The organism is Nocardiopsis sp. JB363 (genome assembly GCF_900143625.1).
In the GTDB taxonomy this organism is placed as follows: Bacteria; Actinomycetota; Actinomycetes; order Streptosporangiales; family Streptosporangiaceae; genus Nocardiopsis.
Genome location: NZ_FRFF01000108.1, coordinates 13548 through 34646 on the forward strand (window position 1 = coordinate 13548; position 21099 = coordinate 34646).

Here is a 21099-nt window from a genome sequence, read left to right on the forward strand (position 1 = left end):
CGCGATCAGCCCTCGCCGCCGGTGGCACCCTCACTATCGGCGCCACCCTCACCGACGATGGCGCCTTCGCCGCCGACCTCACCCACACCGCCGGCGTCCCCCTCACCGGCTGCGTCACCTTCGCCACCCGCGTCGCCCTCACCGACGGCGCCGTTCTCGTCCGCGGTGTCACCTTCGGTACTCGTATCGTCCTCGTCGACCGGGCAGTCCATCATCGTGTTGGACTCCATCGAGGTGTCCGGGACCGCGAAGAAACCCGAGCCCAGCGTCTCCTCGTCCCGCCACTCCAGGGTGCCGTCGACGTCGTAGCAGTGTCCGCTCATCTCGTGCACCAGCGGCCCCGAGTGCGCGGCGGGCCGGTAGGCCACCCCGGCGCGCTCGGGTGCGCCCGGAACGTACACGGTCAACTGCTCGGAGGGGTGATCCGGGCCCAGCACCGTCAGGGCCGTCAGCGGCGCTTCCAACTCGCTTCCGGTGCCTCCCCGGTGGATCCGCTTGTCGACACCGGCGTTCTCGGCGGGGTCGAGCGGGACCAGGGCCATGAAGTCCTCGGCGTACACGTTGTGGCTGCCCACGTTGGGGTGGTAGCGCAGCTCCACCGAGAACTCGACCCCGTCGGCGGCCGGAATCACCTCGGTCATGCACACCGTCAGAACGGGGAACGCGCTGAGGCCGGGGGTGGCCAGCCCGTAGTCGACGGTGTCGTGGTCGACCGGGTAGACGAACGGCCAGATCTCGGGGTCGACGATCGCGGCGCCTTCCGGCCCCGGGGTGAGCAGGTCGAGGTAGGACTCGGCCGCGGCGGCCTGCGGATCGAACGGACGCCACTGCGCCCGGTCTTCCTGAGCACTGACCCGTTCGGTGTCGTCACAGGCCAGGGACTCGGGGGCGGCCGGTTCGGGTTCCGGTTCCTCCTCTTGGGCGGCGCTGCCCGCGGAATCCTCGCCGGGTTCCTCGGCGACGACGGTGTCGGCGGGGGAATCGCCGCCGAGCGTCTCGTACAGCAGGTAGCCGATTCCCAACGCCAGGGCCATGCCGACCGCGCCGACCACCAGCCACAGGCCCACGCGTGGCCCGCCGGCGGTCTCGTCGTCCTCCTCGATCCCCATCTCCTGGGTCTCGTTCTCGGCGTCGGGCGTACCCCGACCACCGAACAGGTAGGCGCTGGCATCGCTCCCAGGACGCATGCCGGCCGTGCCGGAGCCGGGCAGGCCCGGGACCGGTCCGGGGACCGGCGCCGCGGACTCCCGGGATCGAGCCGGCGGCATGGGCGGTACCGGTCCGGCGGCAGCGGCCTCGGTCGGGTGCACACCGCGCTCCCGCTCGGCCAGGGCCAGGGCGGCGTCGGTCCACGTCACCGGGTCGTGCGGGGGGATGTTCAGGTCGGGCCAGTGCTCGACGATGAGCGCGCGCAGCCGGTCGGGCCAGGTGTCCGCGGTGGCCCGCTCGTCGATGCCGAGCAGCAGCAGGCATTCCAGGTACGCCTCCTCCGCGGAGGGGCGCCGGGCGGGGTCGGGTGAGAACGCGCGTTCGAGCAGGGGGCGCAGGTCCTCGGGGAGGGCGCTCAGGTCCACGCGCGCTTCCCGGGCGCGGGCGGCCATCTCCCACACGATCTGTCCGGGGACCCGTCCGGGCACGTGGCCGGCGGGGTTGGGACCGAACGGCGGGATACCGGTGGCCGCGTACACGACCAACCCGGCCCACCCGTGCACGTCGGTGGCGGCGGAGGCGGCGCCCCTTTCATAGCGTTCGGGGGCCAACCAGCCCAGGCTCTGGGCGCTCTGGGTGGGGGCGCTCGGGTCGATGCGGCGGGTGATGCCGTAGTCGAGGACCTTGGGCCCACCGGCGGCGACGACCACGTTGCCGGGGCGCATGTCCCCGTGCACCAGGTCCATGGAGTGGAAGCCGGCGAGAGCCTCGGCGATTCCGGCCGCCAGGACGAGGAGCTGGTCGCCGCTGAAGGGACCGTGGGCGCGCATGCGTCGCCACAGTTCGAATCCGGGGATGAACCCGACGGCCGACCAGGGGCGTCCCTCGTAGGTGCCACTGTCCCGGACCGGGACGGTGCACACACCACCGGCCTGGCGCATGAGTGCGACCTCGTCGGCCGTGTCGGCGCCCTCGGCCCATTCGGCGTCGGCGATCTTCAGGGCCATCGCCTCGTGGTCCGGGGAGACGGCGGCGTAGAGGGTACCCAGACCGTCGGCTCCGAGCCGCCCGATCAGGCGGTGACGGCCCACCTGGAGCGGGTCGCCGTCGGTCAGGGGTGTGACGTTCGGCGGCAGGGCGGGGGTGGAGAAATCCATTGGGGGCAGCTTTCCACGCATCAGGGACGGTTGTGGTGGCCTGTGCCGGGATAGCACATTCGATCCCGTGGTCCTGCGAATCTACCCAATCGGCGGCGCACTCGTCGCCGGGGCACGGTTACCGAAAAGCCCTACGGGACGGCCCGGAAAGGGCTTTCGGTCGACCACCGGTCACCGGCCGGAGGGCCACCTCTTCGACGCAAACCCGCTGATCATCGTGAATCCCGGCGGCATCCACCCCTGCGCCGACCACCAAAAGAGATCGGCGTCACAGCATCCAAAGACTCCGTTTCGCGTCCACGTCCGTTATCAGGTTGTTGGGCTGGAGGGTGGGGTTCGCATACCGATCGGTAACCGACAGGCCCTCACTCCGGGAAGTCGGACAGGTGCCCGCGCAACACCTTGAGCTGCTCCTCGCTCCCCATCTCCCCGTCGTACCCGTCGTCGTCCTCCACGAGGACGCCGTCCACAGCCCCCTCGACCAAGGGCCGCGTGAACGCGCCGGAGCCCTCCTCCATGCGCCGCCGCAACGCGGCGACCTCCCTGTTCTGGTCTCGGCCCAGAACCGTTCCGATCACGACGAGCGCGACGCCGGCCAGCAGCATCACCATGGCGAGCACGCCCAGACTGGTCGTGTAGGTGACGCCGAAGAGCAACCCCACCGCCGCCGTACCCCCGCCCAGGAACAACAACCCCCGGGGCAGATGACGGGAGACACCGTTCTCCAAGGTGTCCAGCCTCTCCCGCGCCTGTTCCCGCTCGGTGTCCTCGGTCCGCGCATCGTCCGGTCGCCCTTCGTCCCGCCCCTCCCTCACGGCGTTCGTCCGCTGTATCCGCCGCGCCTGCCGCGCCTCGGCGCGGTCGCGGAGCCGCTTGCCCCGTTCGGCCACCGTCGACAGGTCCTCCCGTTGCGCCCGCAGCGCCACGGCCACCGGCCACGGGTCACCGGCCTCCTCTATGGCGGTCCGCACCCGCTGGAGCACCTGCTGTTCGGGCCCCTCCTGGAATCCGTGGGTCACCCACGTCACCAGCGCGTTCGGATCCGCCTCGCGCTTGTCGTGGGTGGCGAGCATGTGGACGAGGTCGCCCTTGCGCACCGACGAGATCTCCCTCGGGGTGAACGCGAGGGACTCGGCGACCCTGCCCATCCATTCCTGTCCCCTGCGCAGCCGTTCGAACAGGACCGCGGCCTGGCGGGCGACCCTCCCGTACAGGACGCACGGGGCGCCCCACGCGCACGGTTCGTGTTCGTTGCGGAAGCAGTGGTGCTTGCCGAACGCCCCCAGCAGGTCGTACCGCTCGACGAGGTGTACGAGCCGCTCGTGTTCGCGGGTCCGGTACGGCCACGCGCGCCCGTCCCGGGTACTGAACAGGGCGCCCCAGGTCATGTCGATGTCCCGGAAGAGCGCACCCAGCCGAGGGTCGAGTTCGGCGATCAGGTGGGCGGCCTGGACGTCGGCGCCCCCGTAGTCCTCCGGCAGCGCTCCCACCACCCGGTGGGCCTCGCTCTCGTTCTCGGGCAACCAGCGCAGCAACGCGTGGCGTTCACGCGGCTCGCCCAACATCTCGTGGGCCTCCACCCACCGTTCCTGCATGCCCGCGGCGAGCTCCGTGGGGTCGGCGTAGTACACACCGGCGATCTGGAAGGGCGCACGTCTACTACCGCTGACACTGCGCCAGTAGGCCTGCACGCCCTCGTCCAGCAGCAGGGTGCCGCTCCCGTGGCCGCCGTCGAGGCGTTCGTGCTCGGGCGGGACCTCCTTGCCCAGGAGGATGGCCAGGAGTTGGTAGGAAGTGGGGCGCCGCTCCGGTTCCTTGTGCAGGCAGCCGGACACGATCCGAGCCAGGTAGTCGGGCACCCCGCGCAGGTCGGGGGCGTCGTGCTTGATCCGTTCGAGGATGCGGTGGTCGTTGGGCGCGTCGAACACGTGCCCGCCGGTCGCGGCGAAGGCCATCACCGCTCCCCAGGCGTGCACGTCGATGGCGGCGGTGACCTCGGAACCGTTGGCCTGTTCGGGCGCCATGTACCGCGGGGTGCCGATGAGTCCACTGGCCAGGGCGGTCCGGTTGTCCAGCGTGCGGGCGATCCCGAAGTCGATGACTCGGACGCCCTCGCTGGTGATGATGATGTTGGTGGGGGTGAAATCGCGGTGGACGATGTTGGCTCCGTGCACGGCGCCCAGGGCCGTGGCCGTGGCCAGCGCCAGCCGGTAGAGGGGGTCGCCGTGCAGGGGGCCGTCCTCCCCGACGAGTTCGCGCAGGGTACGGCCCTCGACGTACTCGGTCACCACCCAGGGCGGGTCGTCCTCGGTTCCGGAGTCGAACACCTCGGCGATGAAGTACCGCTTGACCTGCTTGTTGTGCTCGACCTCCTTACGGAAGCGCTCCCGGTCGCGTTCGCGTTCGGCCGGGGACGAGCCCGCCGGCTCGTGCAGGACCTTGATGGCGGCGATGTGACCGTCGTGGTGGTGCCCCAGGTAGACGGTGCCGAAGCCGCCCACGCCCAGCACCTCGGTGAGCCGGTAGCCGCCGAAGGTCTCGCCGATCCGGTTCCCGGTCACGTCGACCGGCCGATCGACGCGACCGGCGAAACCGTGTCCACTGGAGTGACGGCCGGTGGGGGGTTCTTCGGGGCGGTCGGTTCCGGCGGCTTCTTCACCGATGTTCACGAGTGACCCTTCTGCAGGCTGGGGGGAGAGCGCGGCACACTACCTGAAGGTTGTGATGCCGTCCTAGGTCTCTTGGTGCTAGGAAGTGCCCGCGCGGACGCCATTCTCACCTGTTTCGGCTGTCTGGAAGCGGCCGATGCGCATTCCGGTTCGGGTCCCGTAGGTGACGATGGAACAGAGGCCGGGGCAGAGGCTGGGACAGAGGCCGGGACAGAGGCCGGCGCAGAGGTCGGTGCAGAGGTCGGAGGATGGGAGGTCCGCGCTCGTTGTCCCCCGCCGTCGCACCCGCGGACCGCAACCTCCTGCAACCTTTTGGGTTCACGTGGGTCACCTATACCTTCGGACTCCGGGTATCGGGCCCTTCGTCCTGAATCCAGTTACTCCCCCACCAGTGGCCCGCACCACCACAGAGTGGTTCCCACAGGAGCGTACGAACCAACAAAAGCCGGTCGAGATCGCCCATCCTGAACAATCCGGAAGTAACCTCACAGAGACCGTTGGCCGGGTCCGGCCAAAGCCGGTGATCAACTTCGATGATTAACCTCGAATGGCTGCGAGCGACCCGCACTCTCGGGCATACTCGTTGTCGTTGGACAGCCGACCGCAGCGGGCTTCGCCACCGAGGACCCGGCCGTCGTGGTGTCCACACGATGTACTCGACGTTCCACGTCACCGCCTGCCCACAGGCGCTCCTCAGAGGGGTCGCGTCGGCCACGGCCCGAGCTCTCCGAGGAGGGTCATAAATGGTCCGGCGAGGCGCTAGAGTACATCACGGGCCCGCTTTTCCACGTTAGTCACACGAGGCCGGGCGGGCCGAAGAGGGAGAGGAATATCGAAGGTTCGTCATTCCCGGGTAGAACTTTCCGATAGTCCTATTTCCGAAGTGCGACGGTGAGGTTTATCGGGGGAATCCACGTTCTTCACGCACGTGGATGCCTCACCATCGCCACAGGGCCTCTGGATCTACTGCCCCTCCGGCCGACAGGCACTGGGAGGGAAAGGGGACCAGAGGGTTCAGGGGCCCTTTCCGTAGGGGGTGGAGGCCCGGCGATCTCTCGCATCAGGGGGGAAGAGATTGCCGGGTCTCCGTACACTCCTCGCCCGGCCGCCCTCCACCGCAGGCCTCCAGCACCGGCCTCCGCCGCCGCGCTCACCGACCCCGCCGCGACGCGAAAACTCACGTTCGGGGCTCCGGTTCGGGAACTCGATCGCCGCCACCTTCGTTGGCCCCATCGTGAACAAGCTGAGGACGACACCGGTCGCAGCGGCATCGGCCGCACACGGCCCCCGTGTCCCCGCATCGCTGTCGTCGGGGTCGCCGGAGGCACCGGCGGGGTCAGCGGTCCCGGCAGTTGAGCACCGTCTCCAACAGTCCGGGGAAGCGACTCTCCAACTCCTGGTCGCGCAAGGACACGAAGCACCGCGTGCCCTCAGTCCGGTTCAGCAGCAGACCCGCGTTGCGCAGGATCTTCAGGTGATGGCTGAGCGTGGACTGCGCGATCGGCAGATCGATGTCCTTCCACGCCCGCTCACCCTCCCGTTCGGCGAGCATGCACACGATCCGCAACCGCGTGGGTTCGGCCAGCGCCGACAGGACCGTGACCAGCCCCACCTCGTCCAACACCGGATGTTCCGGTCCCTTGGACACACTCCGGGACGTCAAGGCCCCACCTCCACTTCCACTCGGCCGGTCGATTTGGTATGTGTTCCGCCGCGAGTGTACCGTCAATGTTCGATGATCGACGATCATCGAACATTCGAGGTCAGTGGGGATAAGTGAGATGACCGAAGCCGAGAGCACCACCGGGAACCGCCCCGGATCGCCCGCGCCCGGGGGCGGGCTCGCCCTGTCGGTCCTGGACCACGCGAGCATCGTCGAAGGCTCCGAGCCCGGCCAGGCGCTCCGCGACGCCCGCGAACTCGCCCAGAACCTGGAGAGCTGGGGCTACACCCGGTTCTGGCTGTCCGAACACCACAACATGCGCGCCATCGCCAGCGCCGCCACCTCCGTCGCCCTGGGCTTCATCGCCGAGGGCACCTCCACCATCCGGGTGGGCTCGGGCGGCATCATGCTCCCCAACCACTCGCCCCTGGTGATCGCCGAACAGTTCGGCACCCTGGCGTCCCTCTACCCCGGCCGCATCGACCTGGGCTTGGGCCGTGCGCCCGGCACCGACCCGCGCACCATGCGGGCGCTGCGCCGCGACCAGTCCGCCTCCTCCACGTTCCCGCAGGACGTCCAGGAGTTGCAGGCCTTCTTCGAGCCCGCCTCGCCCGGGCAGCCGGTGCGCGCCGTCCCCGGCGAGGGACTCCAGGTGCCGCTGTGGATCCTGGGGTCGAGTCTGTTCGGCGCACAGTTGGCCGCCCACCTGGGGCTGCCGTACGCGTTCGCGTCGCACTTCGCCCCGCAGGCGCTGTACGAGGCCCTGGCCTCCTACCGGGACAACTTCGCGCCCTCCGAGCAGTCCGTGCGGCCCTACGTCATGGCGGGGGTCAACGTGTTCATCGCGCCCACCGATGATGAAGCGCGGCGCCTGTTCACCTCCATGCAGCAGTCGTTCCTGGGCACCCTGCGCAACGCCCGCGGACTCCTGCCGCCGCCCATCGACCCGAAGTCGCTGGACACCATGTGGCGGCCCGGGGAGAAGCAGCAGCTGGATTCGATGCTGCGCTACTCGTTCGTGGGTTCGCCGGAGACCGTCAAGGCCAAGATCGACCAGTTCGTCGCCGACACCGGCGTGGACGAGTTGATGATCTCGTCGATGATCTTCGACAAGAAGGCCCGCATGTACTCCTACGAGGCACTCGCCGACCTGTACGAGGTGGGGGCGGCCAAGAAGGGCTGAGGGAGAACTGCGGGAAACAAGACCCTGGTCGGGGGAACTGGGTCAAGGGTGGCGGCGCCGGGTCAGGCAGGACTCGGACCGTCTCCCCCGGCCACCGGGGTGTGGGGCGAGGCTGCGAGGGCCTCGCCCCACGCTTATGCCCGGCCCGGGCTTCTGCGTCTTCAAAAGACCGATTATGTGGGGAACTCGCCGTACCAGGACCTCTGCACGAGATGCTTGGGCAGATACCCGGATTCGACTTCGAAGCGGAAGTCGGACTCCACCTCTGCTGCGTCATACCCGAAGCACGCAAACGCCAGAAGCGCCATGGGAACAACACCATTGATGTTGTTCGCCCGTTCCTCACTCGAAGTCCAGTACTCCCCGTGAGCCACCAGACCTTCCGCCAGCGCCTCGTTGAACTCATCACTACGCCGTTGCACCAAGTGCAGGAAAGTATTCAGTTGGGGAAAGACCAACCGGTCCAATGTAGCGGCACTCCCAAGCTCCGAGGACCCAGGGCTCGAGAGTTCCATCGCCTGTAGTAGATTCTCTCCCAAACCAGGACGATTAAGAACGAAATCCTGGATCGCCGAGATCCAGTAATAGATGTACGGATTGTACCGGGCACCATCTGACTCACCGGCTTCACGCAACAGGTCTACCGGAATTTTACACAACTCACGGTAACGCTGCTGTTCACGACAGATCACCGCCAGATAGAAACCCGTAAGCCAGTTACTCGCATTGGTGCAGTACATCGGCCCCGTACCCTTCGTACGGCGAACCTGACGATTGATCATCACCTCCACCGGTTCGTCTTCAGGAGTAGTGGTGACCTTGAAGAGCGCATCATGCATCTGCATATCTGCAACCCAAGCCTCCCAAGTTTCCAACCTTGCAGCTGATGGGTCCGAAACCGTACTGAACAAGGTATCAACATGGAAGGTTCCAACCATCGTCCCCACCCCTTCAGGCCTGTGCTCAAGAATAGATGGATATTTTTCCCGAGTTCGACTACTTATTTCATCTTGATCAGCTTCTGATCGATGAGTTAGATCATGAGCAGGAATAGAATAAATCATTTACCTTTCCCAAAAATATTGAACAGCTTCATAGAGTTCCCTTGATAATCTCCAGAGCTGCCTGGGTTACCCCGAGCCTCTGCGTAGTGGATTTTACCAGGATCTTCAAGCATTACTTCCTCAATCTTCAACGCAAGGACCCTCTCCTCTCCACCTCTCGATTTCATTTCCCTTAGGATATCATCAAAGTACTCGCGTGACCCCTGAGAAACTCGCTTCAGTTCATTCTCGCCATCCCCGACCTTAATAGTCCGTTCGCCCAGACTGGTTTCCAAGCTTCCCTTAGCTTCGACGATGATGAACCCGCCATCATCCGTGCGCCAGATTTGATCGAACTGATCATTCCCATTTTTCGGCGCATTTTCGCTAGTTGGGATCGGGTTCGGACTACCGGGCTCATCCTCCGCGAGCCCAGGCAGTCTCCTCTCAATCTTATCTACAATCGGTTTCCCCTTTTCGTCTTTCACGATTTTGCCATCTTCATCCCTACGAACTTCTTCAAGAAGAATATTTTTTCCAGTAAAGTTCTCCTTGACAGCCTGCTCAGCAGAGTTCTCCCCGAACGCCTCGGTGACAATCTTTCTCAGACGCCCGATCGGCCTACGCTCCTCTCTGGCCCGATCCAATTCTCGCGAGCTACTATCAGATTTATCCTTGTCAAACTTCTTTTTTAGTTCCTGTACCTGTCCGTCAACTCGTTTGTATACGGACAGGGTCAATTTTCGCATCTTCGCGAGGGAGTCAAGCTTCTGGAGAACAACAACTTCAACCCCATCTCTTGTCCTACCGATCGAGCCAGGGTGATATCTCGGCGGGTCGGGCTCGGGTAGATCATTTCGGGGTATCCATGGACTGCTTACATCACCACGCACAAGAATTGGGATTGATTGTCCATTGACTGAGATATCCACTCTGAATCGATCGCCGTTAACATTATAGAAGGCCCGCTCCAGAAGCGTCCCATACTCTTTACTGTTAACAAGTTTAACGAAATTCTTCACGAAGTCCTTGCCCGTGCCCAAGTCCATGGTGCGCAGCAGATCATGAGCCTTCGCCTGGGCATCATCGCGATGTTTGGGGACGGAGACAGGATCATTATCCTTGCCTCGTGAAGAATCCTTGTCCGTTTGGGAATCCGAGTCCAGGTCTTCTTTGCCACTGCGATTGGATTCCGGGGGCGGTGTGGGTTTCGGAGTCCCGCCGTCATCGTCCTTACGGGTGGTTTCCCTGGAGGAGTCCTCATCCCGATCAGTGCGCTTGGGGTCGGAGCCCTCCCTGCGCGCCTCACCGTCCCGGTCGGCGCCGTCTCTGCGGTGTTCGGGATCCGGTCCGGGCCCATCCTTGTGGTGCACAGGCCCGGTCGGATGTGCACTGCTTCTATCCGCGGTCGGTTCACCACTGCTGCGATGAGCGCCGTTACGATCCCCGAAATCACCCAAGTCACGCCTGGCAGGAGTAGCTGGGACATGTCTCTCTGAGTTCGGGGATCCGCCCTCGTTGTTACGGATGGGGCTGGGCGTGTCCTGAGGTCCACTGTTTTTGCTGGGGGCGGGGTTCTCATTGTTATGGGACGCGGCAGGGCCGTGGTCACGTGTTCGGGTGTCATCACGGCTGTCACTGGAGCCATCGTTTCTGGTATCGCGCTCGCCTGCACGATCACCATCGGAAAGGCTCCCATCGCTCCTCCCCAGGTTGAAAGTCGGGCGATGAGAGCTGCCCGAGTTCTGCGCGTGGGCACTGTCGGAGTCAGGCCGGGCCGCAGAATAGGCAGGCTGCTGGCTGTGGTCCGGGCCATTTCCGGTGTTGCCGGTTGGATCGGCCTCCCAGAAACCCGGATAATTACTCGCTCTTTCGTGCATCTCGGCATCGATGTTCTTGATACTCGGGTCGCTTTGAATCCGCGCGTTGACCTGCTCATCGCTGAGGCGAGGCCTGGGTTCCTGTGTCTCCAGGTCAGACAGGTTCCGCTCAGCGTTCTCGAACCCGGCCCTTTGCTCAGGAGTGAAGGAGTCCGCAAGTGATTGCAGGAGACTGTCCGCCTCGGCAACGTCACTCACTCTCGGGCCCTGGTTGGGATCTTCGCTGACGGCCCGGGAGTTCTCTGTCCCTTCGGTTACCTCGTCCTTGCGCGGTTCCGGATCGGTGCCGTTTACAGACTCATCCCCATCAAGATGATCAGTAAGGTTTTCGCTCCCGGTTTCGTCCTCAGAGTGGCTCGATTCCGTGTCGGGCTCACTTCTGCCGGCCGTAGCGGAGTCCTGGTCCGGGCTCTGGTCGACTTCTCCGGTCGTCTGTACCGGGCGAGCAGCACCAGAGCGACCACTACCGGCTTCCCCTGTGTCGCTCCCAACGGAAACCCGTGTATCCGCCGCCGCGGGCGTAACGGGCTCACCCGGGTCGTCCATGGCGGAATCCTGCGCCGGGCGCTGGATGGAGCGTTGATCAACCTCCGCACTCCCCTGTGGCGGGCGAGCGCTACCGGGGCGGCCACCCTCGGCTTCCCCGCCCGTCTGTGTCGAGGAAGAACCCGCCGACTCGGCCCCGCTCTGCCCCGAAGGCAACAAGCGGCTGACCATGGCCTTGAGGTCGGCCAACTGGCTCGGACCGTACCCGGTGGCGTCCAACGCCCGCCCGGCCAGGTTGATCAGCGGCGATCCCGAGCCACCGAACCGCGGAACCTGGGAGACATCGGGCAGATCGATATCCGCCCCACCACCACCGCCGCGTCCGGAGCCGCCCATCCCGTCCACGATGGACATCCCACGCCAAGCCATCAACGGCACACCCACCACCGCACCCACACCGGTGGCCGTCAACGCCGCACCACCCACCAGGCCGATGACGTTCAACGCCGCCGTCCCGATCACATACCCAGGCCGATCCCCCCACTCCTCCCACGGCACCACCGAGTGCGCCAGGTCCTTCCACGCCTCACCCACACCCTCCCCGCCGTTCCACCCCAACGAGTCGGACTCAGCGTCGTACATCCCCACCAACGAGGCCGCCGAGGTCAGGTTGTCCCAGTGGTACTCCTTGAGCGCATCCCCCCACGAAGCCTCGAACCACCCCTGGGAAGAGTGGGCGCCCACCATCGCACCCACACCCTCAACGGCGTCCACACCGAAGTCCCACACCGCGTGGCTCGCATCGACCCACCACCCGTGGTCGGTCTGGGCGCTCTCATGCCCCCACTCCACCGCCAACTCCGACAGATCCTGCTCGAACCCGTGGTAGAACACGTTCGGATCGAGCTCAGCGTCACCCTCGGGCTGTTGTTCGAACTGGGTGCGACCGGCAATCCCGTTGTTGATGGCGTTGGCGCAGGTGTTCTCGACCTCGGTGTAGTCGGTGATGATCTTTCCGCCCTGATCGATCAGGGCCTTGTTCTCCTCCACCAACGGGCTGTCACCGAACCCGAGGAGCCCACCGCCTTTGTCCCAGTCATCGCCCTCGGCAGCGATGCGCGAGCGCAGGTCGTAGGCTTCCACCCGCAGGTTGGACCAGCGGGTCTTGATGTCGGCCACATCCCCGGCGAAGTTCTCCAACGCCCTGGCCGCCCGGCCCAACTCCTCACCCACGGTGTCGCCATCGGTGGCCACCGGGTCCAGGACCGAGAACAAGGTCTCGGACTCCGGAGCGGAATAGTGAGGGCTCAACCCGGCCCAGGAGCCGGTGATGTCGTTGCCGGTGTCGGCGATCGAGGTACCCAACTCACGCAGCCCCGAGGCCATCGCCTCGACATAGCCCACCGACACCGAGGGGTCGGGGAAGGTCAACGGATTGATGATGCCTTCGGCGTCTTGCAAAGACAGTTTCTGTGTCTCGACATCCACAGGGGGTGCGGGGGTGGCCGCGCCCGCACCGGGGTCCGCGATCGGCACAACGAACTCCAAAACAAGGGGGACAAGGGGAGAAAGGGAAGGAAGGAAGGAAGGAAGAAAGGTTGGCGTAGGGGGTCAGACGGGCCGGCCCGCGCCGGGTCCGCCCACCGGGCCGGAGGGGGCGTTGGGGTCGGGCACATCGCCCGCTTGGGCCTGGGCTTCGGCGGCCATCTCTTGATCGCCCTCGATATAGGCGGTGGTGGCCTCACTCGCGCCTTCGAGCGCCGAAGCGGTCAGCGAGAGCATGTCGCCCAACATGGCGAAGTTGTGCTCGGCGAACTCACCGATCGCGATCCCGATCGGGGTGCTGTTGATGTGGGAGTTCACCGAGGTGATCCGCGTTTCCAGCTGACTCATGTGCCCCAACAGGCCAGAGCCGCCGCCCTCCTCACCCAGGTGTTCAGCCGTTTCGGAGAGCACCGCGCCGACCTGGACGGGGTCGATGGACCACTCACTCACGATCGACCTCCCGATGTGGGAGCACGAAACGCTTGAGGTCGGAACATCTCGTCCTGGTCGACCTCATCGCTCGCCCAGTCGATGGTGCGGCCGGAGGCGTTCGGCGACTCGGAGTCGGAGACCGAGATGGTGTGCCACATCCGATCCAGGCAGGAGAGGGCCCGGTGGAAGTCGGTGGTGCCTCGGGTGCGCGCTCGTTCGGCGGCCGTAGCGATACGCACCGCAGGGGGCGGTGGTCGGCCCGATTCTCGGTCTTGTTGTTCCGGGGGTGGGGGTGTGTCCCCGGTCGAGTGTGTGCCCCCCGTTTCGTCGTAGACGAACGCGAACCTCACGGGCCTGCCTTCCCAAGGTGTCGATATGCGCCTGTTGTCAGATTGGTTGCCTGAATCGTTGGTGTAGTTGTGATTCTGGTGATTTTTCCGCGTTAGCGCACTCTTGGGGAGCCGTGGTGTGGCGTGGATCGGCGCGGGTCGAAAGCTGGAGTGATCCCCTTACTCCAGGTCATGACATTTGTGGGAGGGGAAGACCCCGAAGGGAGGAAGGCATAACGTGACGAAGGCCACTTCGGGAGGGGTGCGGCGGCCAGGGCGTCACGTGAGGAGGCCGTAGAGAAGGTAGGGGAAGAAAGGGCAGCGTTGGGGAGACCGCCCTGGAGGTGTGAGGGGCGAAGATGCGAAAGGTGGGGGTTCGCTGGGGCCGGGCGAGGGCGAAGCCTATCGGTGGAGCATCTGCGCGACACCGCATCCTGGTGGTTGCTCTCGTAAGAAGGCGTGGGAGCAGAACTCAGCTATCCGGAGCCGGGGCGACGAACGTTCCACGCTGAGGCAGCGTCACCACCAAACCTTCTTGTCGAAGGACTGCGATCGCACGGCGAGCGGTCTCCCTCGCGATCCCGTAGTCAGCGACCAACATCGACTCCGATGGAAGTTGCACGCGCGGTTCGAATTCTCCCCTACGGACCCGCTCTCGAAGTCGGTCCGCCACCTGGATGTACAAGGGCGTGGGATCGAAGCGGTCAACCTTCATCCGACCGACGCCTCACGTATGAGCCCATGCCGGAGAAGGTCTTGGTCAGCCCTCGGGCACGCAGGCCTCTGAACGCCTTCTGCGCAGTGGACGTCGATACCTGGTACTCCTCCGCAACTTCGGCGATCGAGGGAACCCGCTCCCCCGGCGCGTACACGCCGGCTCGGATGCGTTCCTCTAGTTGGTCGGTGATCTGAACCCAGCGAGGGCCCTCTTCCCACTCCATGCCGGCACGCTACAGCGGTTCAGCTGGTGAAAGTCGTGCCCGGTTGAATCTGTGGACAACCGGTGTTGGGAGTTGGGCAGCACAAAGCCGGAGGAGTGTGAGGCTCCCCCGGTATCGACGCTAGCCGGATGCGGGCAGGCAGCGCCGGCACGTCTTCCGGCCTGTGGATAACCGCTCAGGGTTCAAGAGGAAGAACGCAGACCCTGGCCTCCTTCGAAGGAGGCCAGGGTCTGCGTTACGGGGTCTACTCGCCTGGTGTTCCCGGCTGTGCGGTGACGTAAGTTCCCTTGCCGCGCATAGTGACCACCAGCCCCTTGTCCGTAAGCAGGGTGATAGCAGCGCGAACGGTAGGACGCGAGACTCCGAACTCCTCGCACAGGGCGGCTTCCGAAGGGATGCGCCGTCGAGGCTCGTAAACACCTTCTGCGATCCGGGCGGCTAGAACGTCCGCGACCTGTTCACGAAGAGGTTCCGGCCCATCAAGATCAATGGTCATATGACGACGCTACGTCTCCTCCATCGTTACTTGACGTCAGACAGCGCCATGTGAAGACACCTGACAACATGTGACGAGCTCAGGCACGCTCGAAGCTCCTTCGCGCACGAGGAACCAACGATGGGGAAGATCTCGATCAGCCCCCGGTCACGCAGGCCTTGAGCGCCTTCTGCGCAGGTACCATCGCGATCTTGCACTCCTCCGCGACTCCGAGGACTGGGGGAACTCACTCCCCAGGCGCGTACACGCCGGTTCGGATGGCATCAATAGCGCAGTACCCACAAGGCTGCATCCAGTTGGCTGAATCCGCTCTCAGGGCTGCGGAGGTTCCAATGGCAGGACGAAGACACCCATCCCTCGGACCGTCTGCACACGTTCTTCGTCCTTGAGTACCTGGACCGCCTTCCGAAGGGTGTCTCGGGCAGCGCCGAACTCGTCCTCCAGCTTGACCAGGGATGGAAGCGCTCGGCCTGATGGAATCTCTCCACTCTCGATTCGCGCTCGGAGCGCGTTGGCTACCTGGATGTAGGGCGGAACAGCGGATTCGCGGTCAATGGCGGGCATAGCCATGAAGGTAGCCATGGGCCCTGGTCCCCTCATAGCTAGCCACTACCCTAGACAGGGGTAGTAGGGTTAACTTTGAAGAAGCCTTGCCCCAGTCATGAAAGTGGCCCGGCGGTGCGCTAACACCCCGGGCCCGGACAAGCGAAACCTTAGGAGCGCTTGCCATGCCATACGTTACTGCCTTGCTGTCCCTGCTCGTTCGGCTGTCGCGGCCCACGCGTGGGGCGCACACCACAGCCTTCGGATACCTGCGCGAGCTGGGTGGCGAGATGCGTCGCCGCCGGTCACGCCGGGTGCGCCGCTACGTGATCGCCCCGGCCGACCTCACGACCGCGCACCTCCCCGAACCCGAACCCCTGCCGCCCACAGCCCCGGTCCCGGCTCCCCCGATCCCCGCGCCTCGGCGACCGATCAAGGACGCTTACCCGCAGGTCGAGATCGTTCGAGGCCCCTATCGGGCTTGGGAGACGCAGCGGGCCTTCCTCCAGGGGGTGTCCGCATGACGCACGCCACCGACGCCCTGGCCGACCGACTCACCCGACTCCTCAACGAATGCGACCTCCCGGTGGACCCGGTCACCCGTCTGATCTCCGCGGACGCGGTCTTCGGACGCCTCGACATCCTTCTGCGCTCCGGCGACACCCTGCCCGCCCCGTGGGGCATCCGGCTCGGCGGCGGGGGTGTGGAGTGCATGGAAGTGACCGAGCACTACGACGCACTCTCCGAAGCGCTCCGGGAGATCGGTGGCGACGACGCCTGTTGGCGAGCGCTCCGCCGCGCGAGGGACCGCTGGGGGCTGCTGCGCAACGCCATCACCGGCGGCGCGCCGCTCCCCGAACCCTGGGAACGCGGCTAACGACACCCTGAGCGCCCGGCCGGAAGTGGCACTCCGGCCGGGCCTTCGTCGTTCCACTTCATTCCAGCCCCGTCTCAGGGGATACGGCTTCCAGCCGGGCGGCGCACTGGTTCAGGTCCTCCGCGATGTGGTCCCAGTCCGGACCGTGCAGGTAGAGGTCGGACGCCGCCATGCGCAGCAGGTGCGGATCATCCGGCCGTTGCAGGCAGGCCAACCGGTAGGCCAGGTTGCGCGCCCATACCGGCAACCCCCATCGACTCTCGAAGTCGACTCGGAGCATCTCCAGGATGTCGTCCACAGTGGCGAAGGTCAGCTTCTCCACAAACTCCATGACGGCGACCTGCCGGTCCTGGTCATCGCAGGAGCCCGAGGGGTCCACGATCGCGTCAGCCAACCTGGAGAGTTCGGACATGCGTCCCTCCATGCGCGCGATCCGTGGTCACGTCTACCAACCAACTTCCTCTGTTACTGCCCACACCGAAACCCGCTCCTCTTCGGGGAAGCTGAACACAACACTGCGGTCGACGTTCTCACCTTGCTTGACTGAGGTGCATTTTCGAGGATCGACTAGCTCCGCTTCCCCAATGAAGTGCCTCTCACGCTCCTTATTCTCCACATCACCGGCGGATATAATCCTGTAATTTCCGACCTTTCCGCTTGCGCAAAATGCACTGGCATCCTCTTCACCAGGCAGGGTGAAGGTGGCAACATACGTCGCAAGTGGGTCCACGTCGCCGACGGAGAAGACCTCGACGGACTCGGCAGAGTCCGGGATCTCCGCACCGGAGAGCTCCTCGAATTCACTCACCTCGGCTTGCGCCGTGGGCTCGGATTCGGAGGTGCCTTCTACCCCCGAGCAACCGGTCGAGAGCACGGATAAGAGCGCTGCCGGTAGCAGAACGGCACCTCGTGGTGTCCTCATCCCTCACCCGCTTCCCCGGCCAACGTCTTACAGCGCCAGTTCATCCTCTCGCCTGAGTCGAACACCAGCCGGGCCTTCCGGAACCCCAGATCGATCCCCATGCGTTGTCCGACCGAGTCGAACCGCAGATTGACGGAAAGGATCTCGTCGATTCCCGGGCCGCCGATCCCCTCCCCCTGAACGAACTCCCATGCCTCCGGTGGCCACGCCCAGGTCGGAAGCTCCGGCCACTGACCCTCGTTGATGCGGAGGGTCCAATCGGTGCCATTCCACAACAGCACCGAAGGACCGTCGTCCATGACGAGCTCGATGCCTTCACAGGCTCCGAGCACCCAGTGCCGGACCTCGTACAGGGCCCGTACGGACCGACCCATCAGGAGGGTCTCCGCAGAAGGTTGATCACCCATGCCTCCACTCCCGACGGTTGCGGACGTAGCGCCAGGAGGAGGGGAAGCACAGCGGGATCGCGGTGAGCACGGTGAACGGGATCGCCTGTAGCACCGGCGGACCGCCGAACTCGTGGAACCAGACGTTGAGCCCCACGATCACCACGCACAACCCGGCGACCGCGTACAGCACCACCGGCCCACCACGCCCCAGCAACAGCGCGCACACCAGCGCGACACCGGCGGGCAGCAGGAGCCAGAGCATGAACAGCACGTCCATGACCCCGAACAGGTGGAAGTTGTCCCAGCGGATCATCCTGGGCACGGAGTACAGACTCCAGACGACCATGAGCAACAACATGACCCGCTGGGCCCACAACTGCCAGGGCATCACCGGAGCGTCCAGCGAAGCCCGAGGGTGCGCCGATCCGGGGTACGGGGGATCGAACTGCGACATGCCGACCGCCTCCTACAGGGGGGTGGAATCCGATCAGGCTCGGACCGGAACGACGGAGAAGTAGCCCCGCGCCGCCGGGCGTAGTGCCAGCACCAGTCCGGTGATCGCGATGAGCAGGCCGATCAGACCGAACACGTCCCCGCCGAGCGTCCGTCCCAGTTGGATGACGATCAGGAAGGAGTGCAGCACGATGGTCGAGGTTCGCACCCAGCGAGCCCGGGTCGCGACCTTCACCGCGAGCACCGTCGACAGGGCCGTCAGGAGGAAGTAGGGCATCGCGTACCCCACCCCGAACATCCCGCCGCCGGCCTCACCGATGGCCCAGATCGCGTTCCCGGCGAACATCACCGCGTAGATCCACAGCAGCACCCTCTGGGCGCGTACGGAGGCGGGCGGTCTGGCGTTGTGGGGGGCGGAGGCCATCGTGTCCTTTCAGGGCTCCCGGGATTCGGGAGGCGGGGGCGAGTGGTGTCAGGGACCCATCTCGATGGGTCGGTGGCGCATGGCCAGCTCGGCCAGTCGCTCCGGGCTCAAGTCGTTCGGGTCGTCGCCGGCCTCGACGTACTTATCGGGCCAGAAGAGGAGGTCGCTGACGTACGGGCACGGGATGCCCCGTTCCAGCAGGGTGATGTTGCGTTCGAGTAGGTCCTCGTCGCCCGCACCGATCCCGACGTCGATGATCTCGCGGAAGGCGGCGACGACCTCTTCCCGTGTCAACCCGCTCATCTGGTCAGCCACCTCCGTAGTGGTAATCCGGATCGAGGATGTCGCGGTGGTAACGGGGGGTCACCACCATGATGTTGTCCAGATCGTACACACCGCCCCCTCGACCGATCGGGGTGATGTGGTGCAGCACGTAACTGCGTTGTCCGCCCACCTGTTGGTTCTGGACCGCGAAGGGCGCGTTGCCGTTGCGCATTCGGGTGACCTGGTGCGGGGCGAACTGGCCGGCCAGTTCCGGGGTGTCGGCGACCGCGTTCCAGTAGGCGCCGCGGAACTGGTCGAAGGTGTCGAAGCTGCGCCCCTCCAGCTGATCGGCGATCTGCCGGGGAGTTCGACCGGCATTGCCTTCGGTGCCGCGCAGCCAGGTCCCGGTGACCTGGGGAAGGTTCTGTCCGCCGGTGGCCGTGCCGGGTGAGTTGCGGCGTTCGGTGGCGGTGGGTCCCCGGTCGTTCCCGGCCGGAGGACAGTTGTGCACCAGGAGCGGGGTGTCTCCGGCGAGCACGTGGTAGGTGCGCAGGTCGTCGACGCTGAGGTTGTGGACGGCCTGGCCGGTGACCGTGTACGCGTCGACCGTGTCGACCCGCGTCCAGGTGCCGTTGCCGGTGCGCAACCAGGTCCCCGGTTCGAGGTCGATCGCGTCCGTCCAGCCCTGTTCCGGAACCCAGAAGGGGTGGTCGTCGGTGGCGGTCACCAGCCCGGTCTCGCCCGCGCCGTCGTCTACCGAGACCTCGACGAGGGTGCGCTGCTCCGCTTGCTCCGGGAGCCCGCCGCCCGTGGGGATCAGCGCGGTCACCTCACGTGCCCCACGCTCTCCGGACTCCGGGTCCTGGGCCAGGACCAGGTCACCGACCTCGACCTGTTCGATGGGCCGGGCACCACCGTCGGCGAGCACTACGAGGGTGCCGGGCAAGAAGCTGTTGTCGCAGTCGGGATCGCCGCGCCGACCCCCCTGGCCATCGCCATCCCCCGAGTCACCGTCCCGGTCGGACCCACCACGGTCGTTCCCGGAAGCACCGTCGGGGCCTTTCCCTCCCAACAACTTGAACGGCTTGAGGAACCCACCGACCAGCATGGTCGCGCCGTAGCCGAGGTTCTTGACGGTCCCGTCGCCTCCGCCGAGGTTGTCGTAGTTCTCATCGAAGGGTTCGAGGAAGCCGTTCCAGATGTCCTTGGCGCTGCCCCAAGGGTCGTTCCAGATGCCCTCCGCCATGGCCCCGGTGTTGGCCCAGGTCTCCTTGAAGCCGTCATGGCTGCACAGGTGCAGGTGGCAGCCGAGATCGAGGATCCCCTCCCCCATCTCCACGGCCCCTTGGCTGAGGCCTCCCCCGACCACGCACAGGTAGTGGGCGACCCAGCCGCAGTCCCAGTCGTAGTTGCCCTTGTCCTCCCAGGTGAAGGCGGGTCTGTCCTCATCGCCGTTGTCGGCGTCCGCACCTGGTTCGGAATCCTGGTCGGTGTCGTCGGCGCTCTGGCCCTGGTCGCCGGAAGAGTCCTCGTCGGGGTTGTCGGAGGGGTCGTCGGAGGAGGTGTCCTCCGGGGAGAGCGATACGTCGTCCACCGTGCTCGGGTTCGCCCGGTAGTTCTCGATACCGGTGCGCAGGGAATCAGGGTCGAGGAACCCGGGAGCGTCCGCGCCCGGGGCCGAGTCCGCCCCTGAATCGCCGTCCGGTGCGGTGGAGTCGTCAGCTTCTGCACCCCCGTCTTCGGGGGCTTCCGATTCGGGGGTCTGTGGGGTCGTGCCTTCCGGCTCCTGAGGGTCAGCACCATCCGCATCCGGACCGCCAGGGCCGGGGCCACCGGGTTCGGAACCATCAGCACCGGAGTCACCGGAATCACCGGGTTCCCGGCCTTCGCCATCCGGGTCGGCGCCCGCTCCAGGTTCGTGCTCTCCCTCGCCGCTGAGTGCCCGGTCCGCTGCGGCACCGATCCCATCACTGATGGTCCCGGGGATTCCGGAGATGAACAGCGCGGCGGCGATCGCGGCCACCAACACGATGACGGCGGCGTACTCCAGCATCGTGGCGCCACGATCGGGATCATGGAGACGACGCAACACGGAACTCTCCGCTCTCCGGGGTCACCTGGGGGTCAGGGCGCGGAGGAAGGATAGGTCCGAAATGTCGGTCGGTATCAAGGTGCGGGCCTGGCCGTATGTGGCCAGACAGGCGGTCGTCGGCCCTGAACTGTGCTGATCTTCCAATGAAGGATCATCACGTTT

At 65.6% G+C, this 21099-nt stretch carries 21 protein-coding genes; 3 read left to right on the forward strand and 18 right to left on the reverse strand.

Annotated features, from left to right (window positions below; genetic code table 11):
* Positions 1–5 precede the first annotated feature (5 nt).
* The 3 genes from BQ8420_RS16680 to BQ8420_RS16690 form a co-directional block, all read right to left on the reverse strand.
* The gene (locus tag BQ8420_RS16680; protein WP_200815960.1) at positions 6–2306 is read right to left on the reverse strand and encodes a protein kinase; all 2301 of its coding nucleotides are present in this window, start codon (positions 2304–2306) and stop codon (positions 6–8) included.
* A gap of 365 nt (positions 2307–2671) precedes the next feature.
* The gene (locus tag BQ8420_RS16685; RefSeq protein WP_087100051.1) at positions 2672–4975 is read right to left on the reverse strand and encodes a serine/threonine-protein kinase; all 2304 of its coding nucleotides are present in this window, start codon (positions 4973–4975) and stop codon (positions 2672–2674) included.
* Positions 4976–6311: 1336 nt separating this feature from the next.
* Positions 6312–6587, reverse strand: coding sequence for an ArsR/SmtB family transcription factor (locus tag BQ8420_RS16690; RefSeq protein WP_369825510.1), 276 nt, complete (start codon positions 6585–6587; stop codon positions 6312–6314).
* Positions 6588–6756: 169 nt separating this feature from the next.
* Here BQ8420_RS16690 and BQ8420_RS16695 point away from each other — a divergent pair, with 169 nt between their 5' ends.
* Positions 6757–7821, forward strand: coding sequence for an LLM class flavin-dependent oxidoreductase (locus BQ8420_RS16695; protein WP_087100053.1), 1065 nt, complete (start codon positions 6757–6759; stop codon positions 7819–7821).
* 173 nt (positions 7822–7994) lie between these two features.
* Here the strand turns inward: BQ8420_RS16695 and BQ8420_RS16700 are convergent, their stop codons facing one another.
* From BQ8420_RS16700 to BQ8420_RS16735, 8 genes are all read right to left on the reverse strand, one after another.
* On the reverse strand, positions 7995–8759 hold the full coding sequence (locus BQ8420_RS16700; RefSeq protein ID WP_087100077.1) for an immunity 49 family protein: 765 nt from the start codon (positions 8757–8759) through the stop codon (positions 7995–7997).
* A 122-nt stretch (positions 8760–8881) separates the two neighbouring features.
* Positions 8882–12718 carry a hypothetical protein gene (locus BQ8420_RS16705; RefSeq protein ID WP_235006305.1) on the reverse strand — a complete coding sequence of 1279 codons (3837 nt, stop codon included), beginning with the start codon at positions 12716–12718 and terminating at the stop codon, positions 8882–8884.
* Positions 12719–12841: 123 nt separating this feature from the next.
* On the reverse strand, positions 12842–13225 hold the full coding sequence (locus BQ8420_RS16710; RefSeq protein ID WP_087100055.1) for a DUF6507 family protein: 384 nt from the start codon (positions 13223–13225) through the stop codon (positions 12842–12844).
* Positions 13222–13446: a hypothetical protein gene (locus BQ8420_RS16715; RefSeq protein WP_087100056.1), complete on the reverse strand. Its 225-nt coding sequence runs from the start codon at positions 13444–13446 to the stop codon at positions 13222–13224. Before BQ8420_RS16715 ends, BQ8420_RS16710 begins: the two co-directional genes overlap by 4 nt.
* Positions 13447–14008: 562 nt before the next feature.
* Positions 14009–14251 carry a GntR family transcriptional regulator gene (locus tag BQ8420_RS16720; protein WP_087100057.1) on the reverse strand — a complete coding sequence of 81 codons (243 nt, stop codon included), beginning with the start codon at positions 14249–14251 and terminating at the stop codon, positions 14009–14011.
* Positions 14241–14477 (reverse strand): winged helix-turn-helix domain-containing protein, encoded by a 237-nt coding sequence (locus BQ8420_RS33225; RefSeq protein WP_087100058.1) that lies wholly within the window; start codon positions 14475–14477, stop codon positions 14241–14243. Before BQ8420_RS33225 ends, BQ8420_RS16720 begins: the two co-directional genes overlap by 11 nt.
* Before the next feature lie 244 nt (positions 14478–14721).
* Positions 14722–14973 carry a GntR family transcriptional regulator gene (locus BQ8420_RS16730; protein ID WP_087100059.1) on the reverse strand — a complete coding sequence of 84 codons (252 nt, stop codon included), beginning with the start codon at positions 14971–14973 and terminating at the stop codon, positions 14722–14724.
* A gap of 312 nt (positions 14974–15285) precedes the next feature.
* On the reverse strand, positions 15286–15537 hold the full coding sequence (locus BQ8420_RS16735; RefSeq protein WP_087100078.1) for a GntR family transcriptional regulator: 252 nt from the start codon (positions 15535–15537) through the stop codon (positions 15286–15288).
* A 164-nt stretch (positions 15538–15701) separates the two neighbouring features.
* On the opposite strand from BQ8420_RS16735, the gene BQ8420_RS16740 reads away from it, so the two are divergent.
* Positions 15702–16040 (forward strand): hypothetical protein, encoded by a 339-nt coding sequence (locus BQ8420_RS16740; protein ID WP_087100060.1) that lies wholly within the window; start codon positions 15702–15704, stop codon positions 16038–16040.
* Positions 16037–16393 (forward strand): hypothetical protein, encoded by a 357-nt coding sequence (locus BQ8420_RS16745; RefSeq protein WP_087100061.1) that lies wholly within the window; start codon positions 16037–16039, stop codon positions 16391–16393. Before BQ8420_RS16740 ends, BQ8420_RS16745 begins: the two co-directional genes overlap by 4 nt.
* A gap of 58 nt (positions 16394–16451) precedes the next feature.
* On the opposite strand, the gene BQ8420_RS16750 is transcribed toward BQ8420_RS16745, so the two are convergent.
* The 7 genes from BQ8420_RS16750 to BQ8420_RS16780 form a co-directional block, all read right to left on the reverse strand.
* Entirely contained in the window at positions 16452–16805 is a 354-nt protein-coding gene (locus BQ8420_RS16750) for a hypothetical protein (protein WP_235006310.1), read from the reverse strand.
* Positions 16806–16838: 33 nt separating this feature from the next.
* The gene (locus BQ8420_RS16755) at positions 16839–17201 is read right to left on the reverse strand and encodes a hypothetical protein (protein WP_143847351.1); all 363 of its coding nucleotides are present in this window, start codon (positions 17199–17201) and stop codon (positions 16839–16841) included.
* A 110-nt stretch (positions 17202–17311) separates the two neighbouring features.
* Positions 17312–17722 (reverse strand): hypothetical protein, encoded by a 411-nt coding sequence (locus tag BQ8420_RS16760; protein ID WP_087100064.1) that lies wholly within the window; start codon positions 17720–17722, stop codon positions 17312–17314.
* Complete coding sequence (locus BQ8420_RS16765) at positions 17715–18158, reverse strand: hypothetical protein (RefSeq protein ID WP_087100065.1); 444 nt, start codon at positions 18156–18158, stop codon at positions 17715–17717. Before BQ8420_RS16765 ends, BQ8420_RS16760 begins: the two co-directional genes overlap by 8 nt.
* Positions 18159–18191: 33 nt before the next feature.
* A complete protein-coding gene (locus BQ8420_RS16770) occupies positions 18192–18581 on the reverse strand; it encodes a hypothetical protein (protein ID WP_087100066.1) in 390 nt (129 codons plus the stop codon).
* 48 nt (positions 18582–18629) lie between these two features.
* A complete protein-coding gene (locus BQ8420_RS16775) occupies positions 18630–18884 on the reverse strand; it encodes a hypothetical protein (protein WP_087100067.1) in 255 nt (84 codons plus the stop codon).
* Positions 18885–18888: 4 nt separating this feature from the next.
* Positions 18889–20937: a polymorphic toxin-type HINT domain-containing protein gene (locus BQ8420_RS16780; protein ID WP_143847353.1), complete on the reverse strand. Its 2049-nt coding sequence runs from the start codon at positions 20935–20937 to the stop codon at positions 18889–18891.
* Positions 20938–21099: the final 162 nt, after the last annotated feature.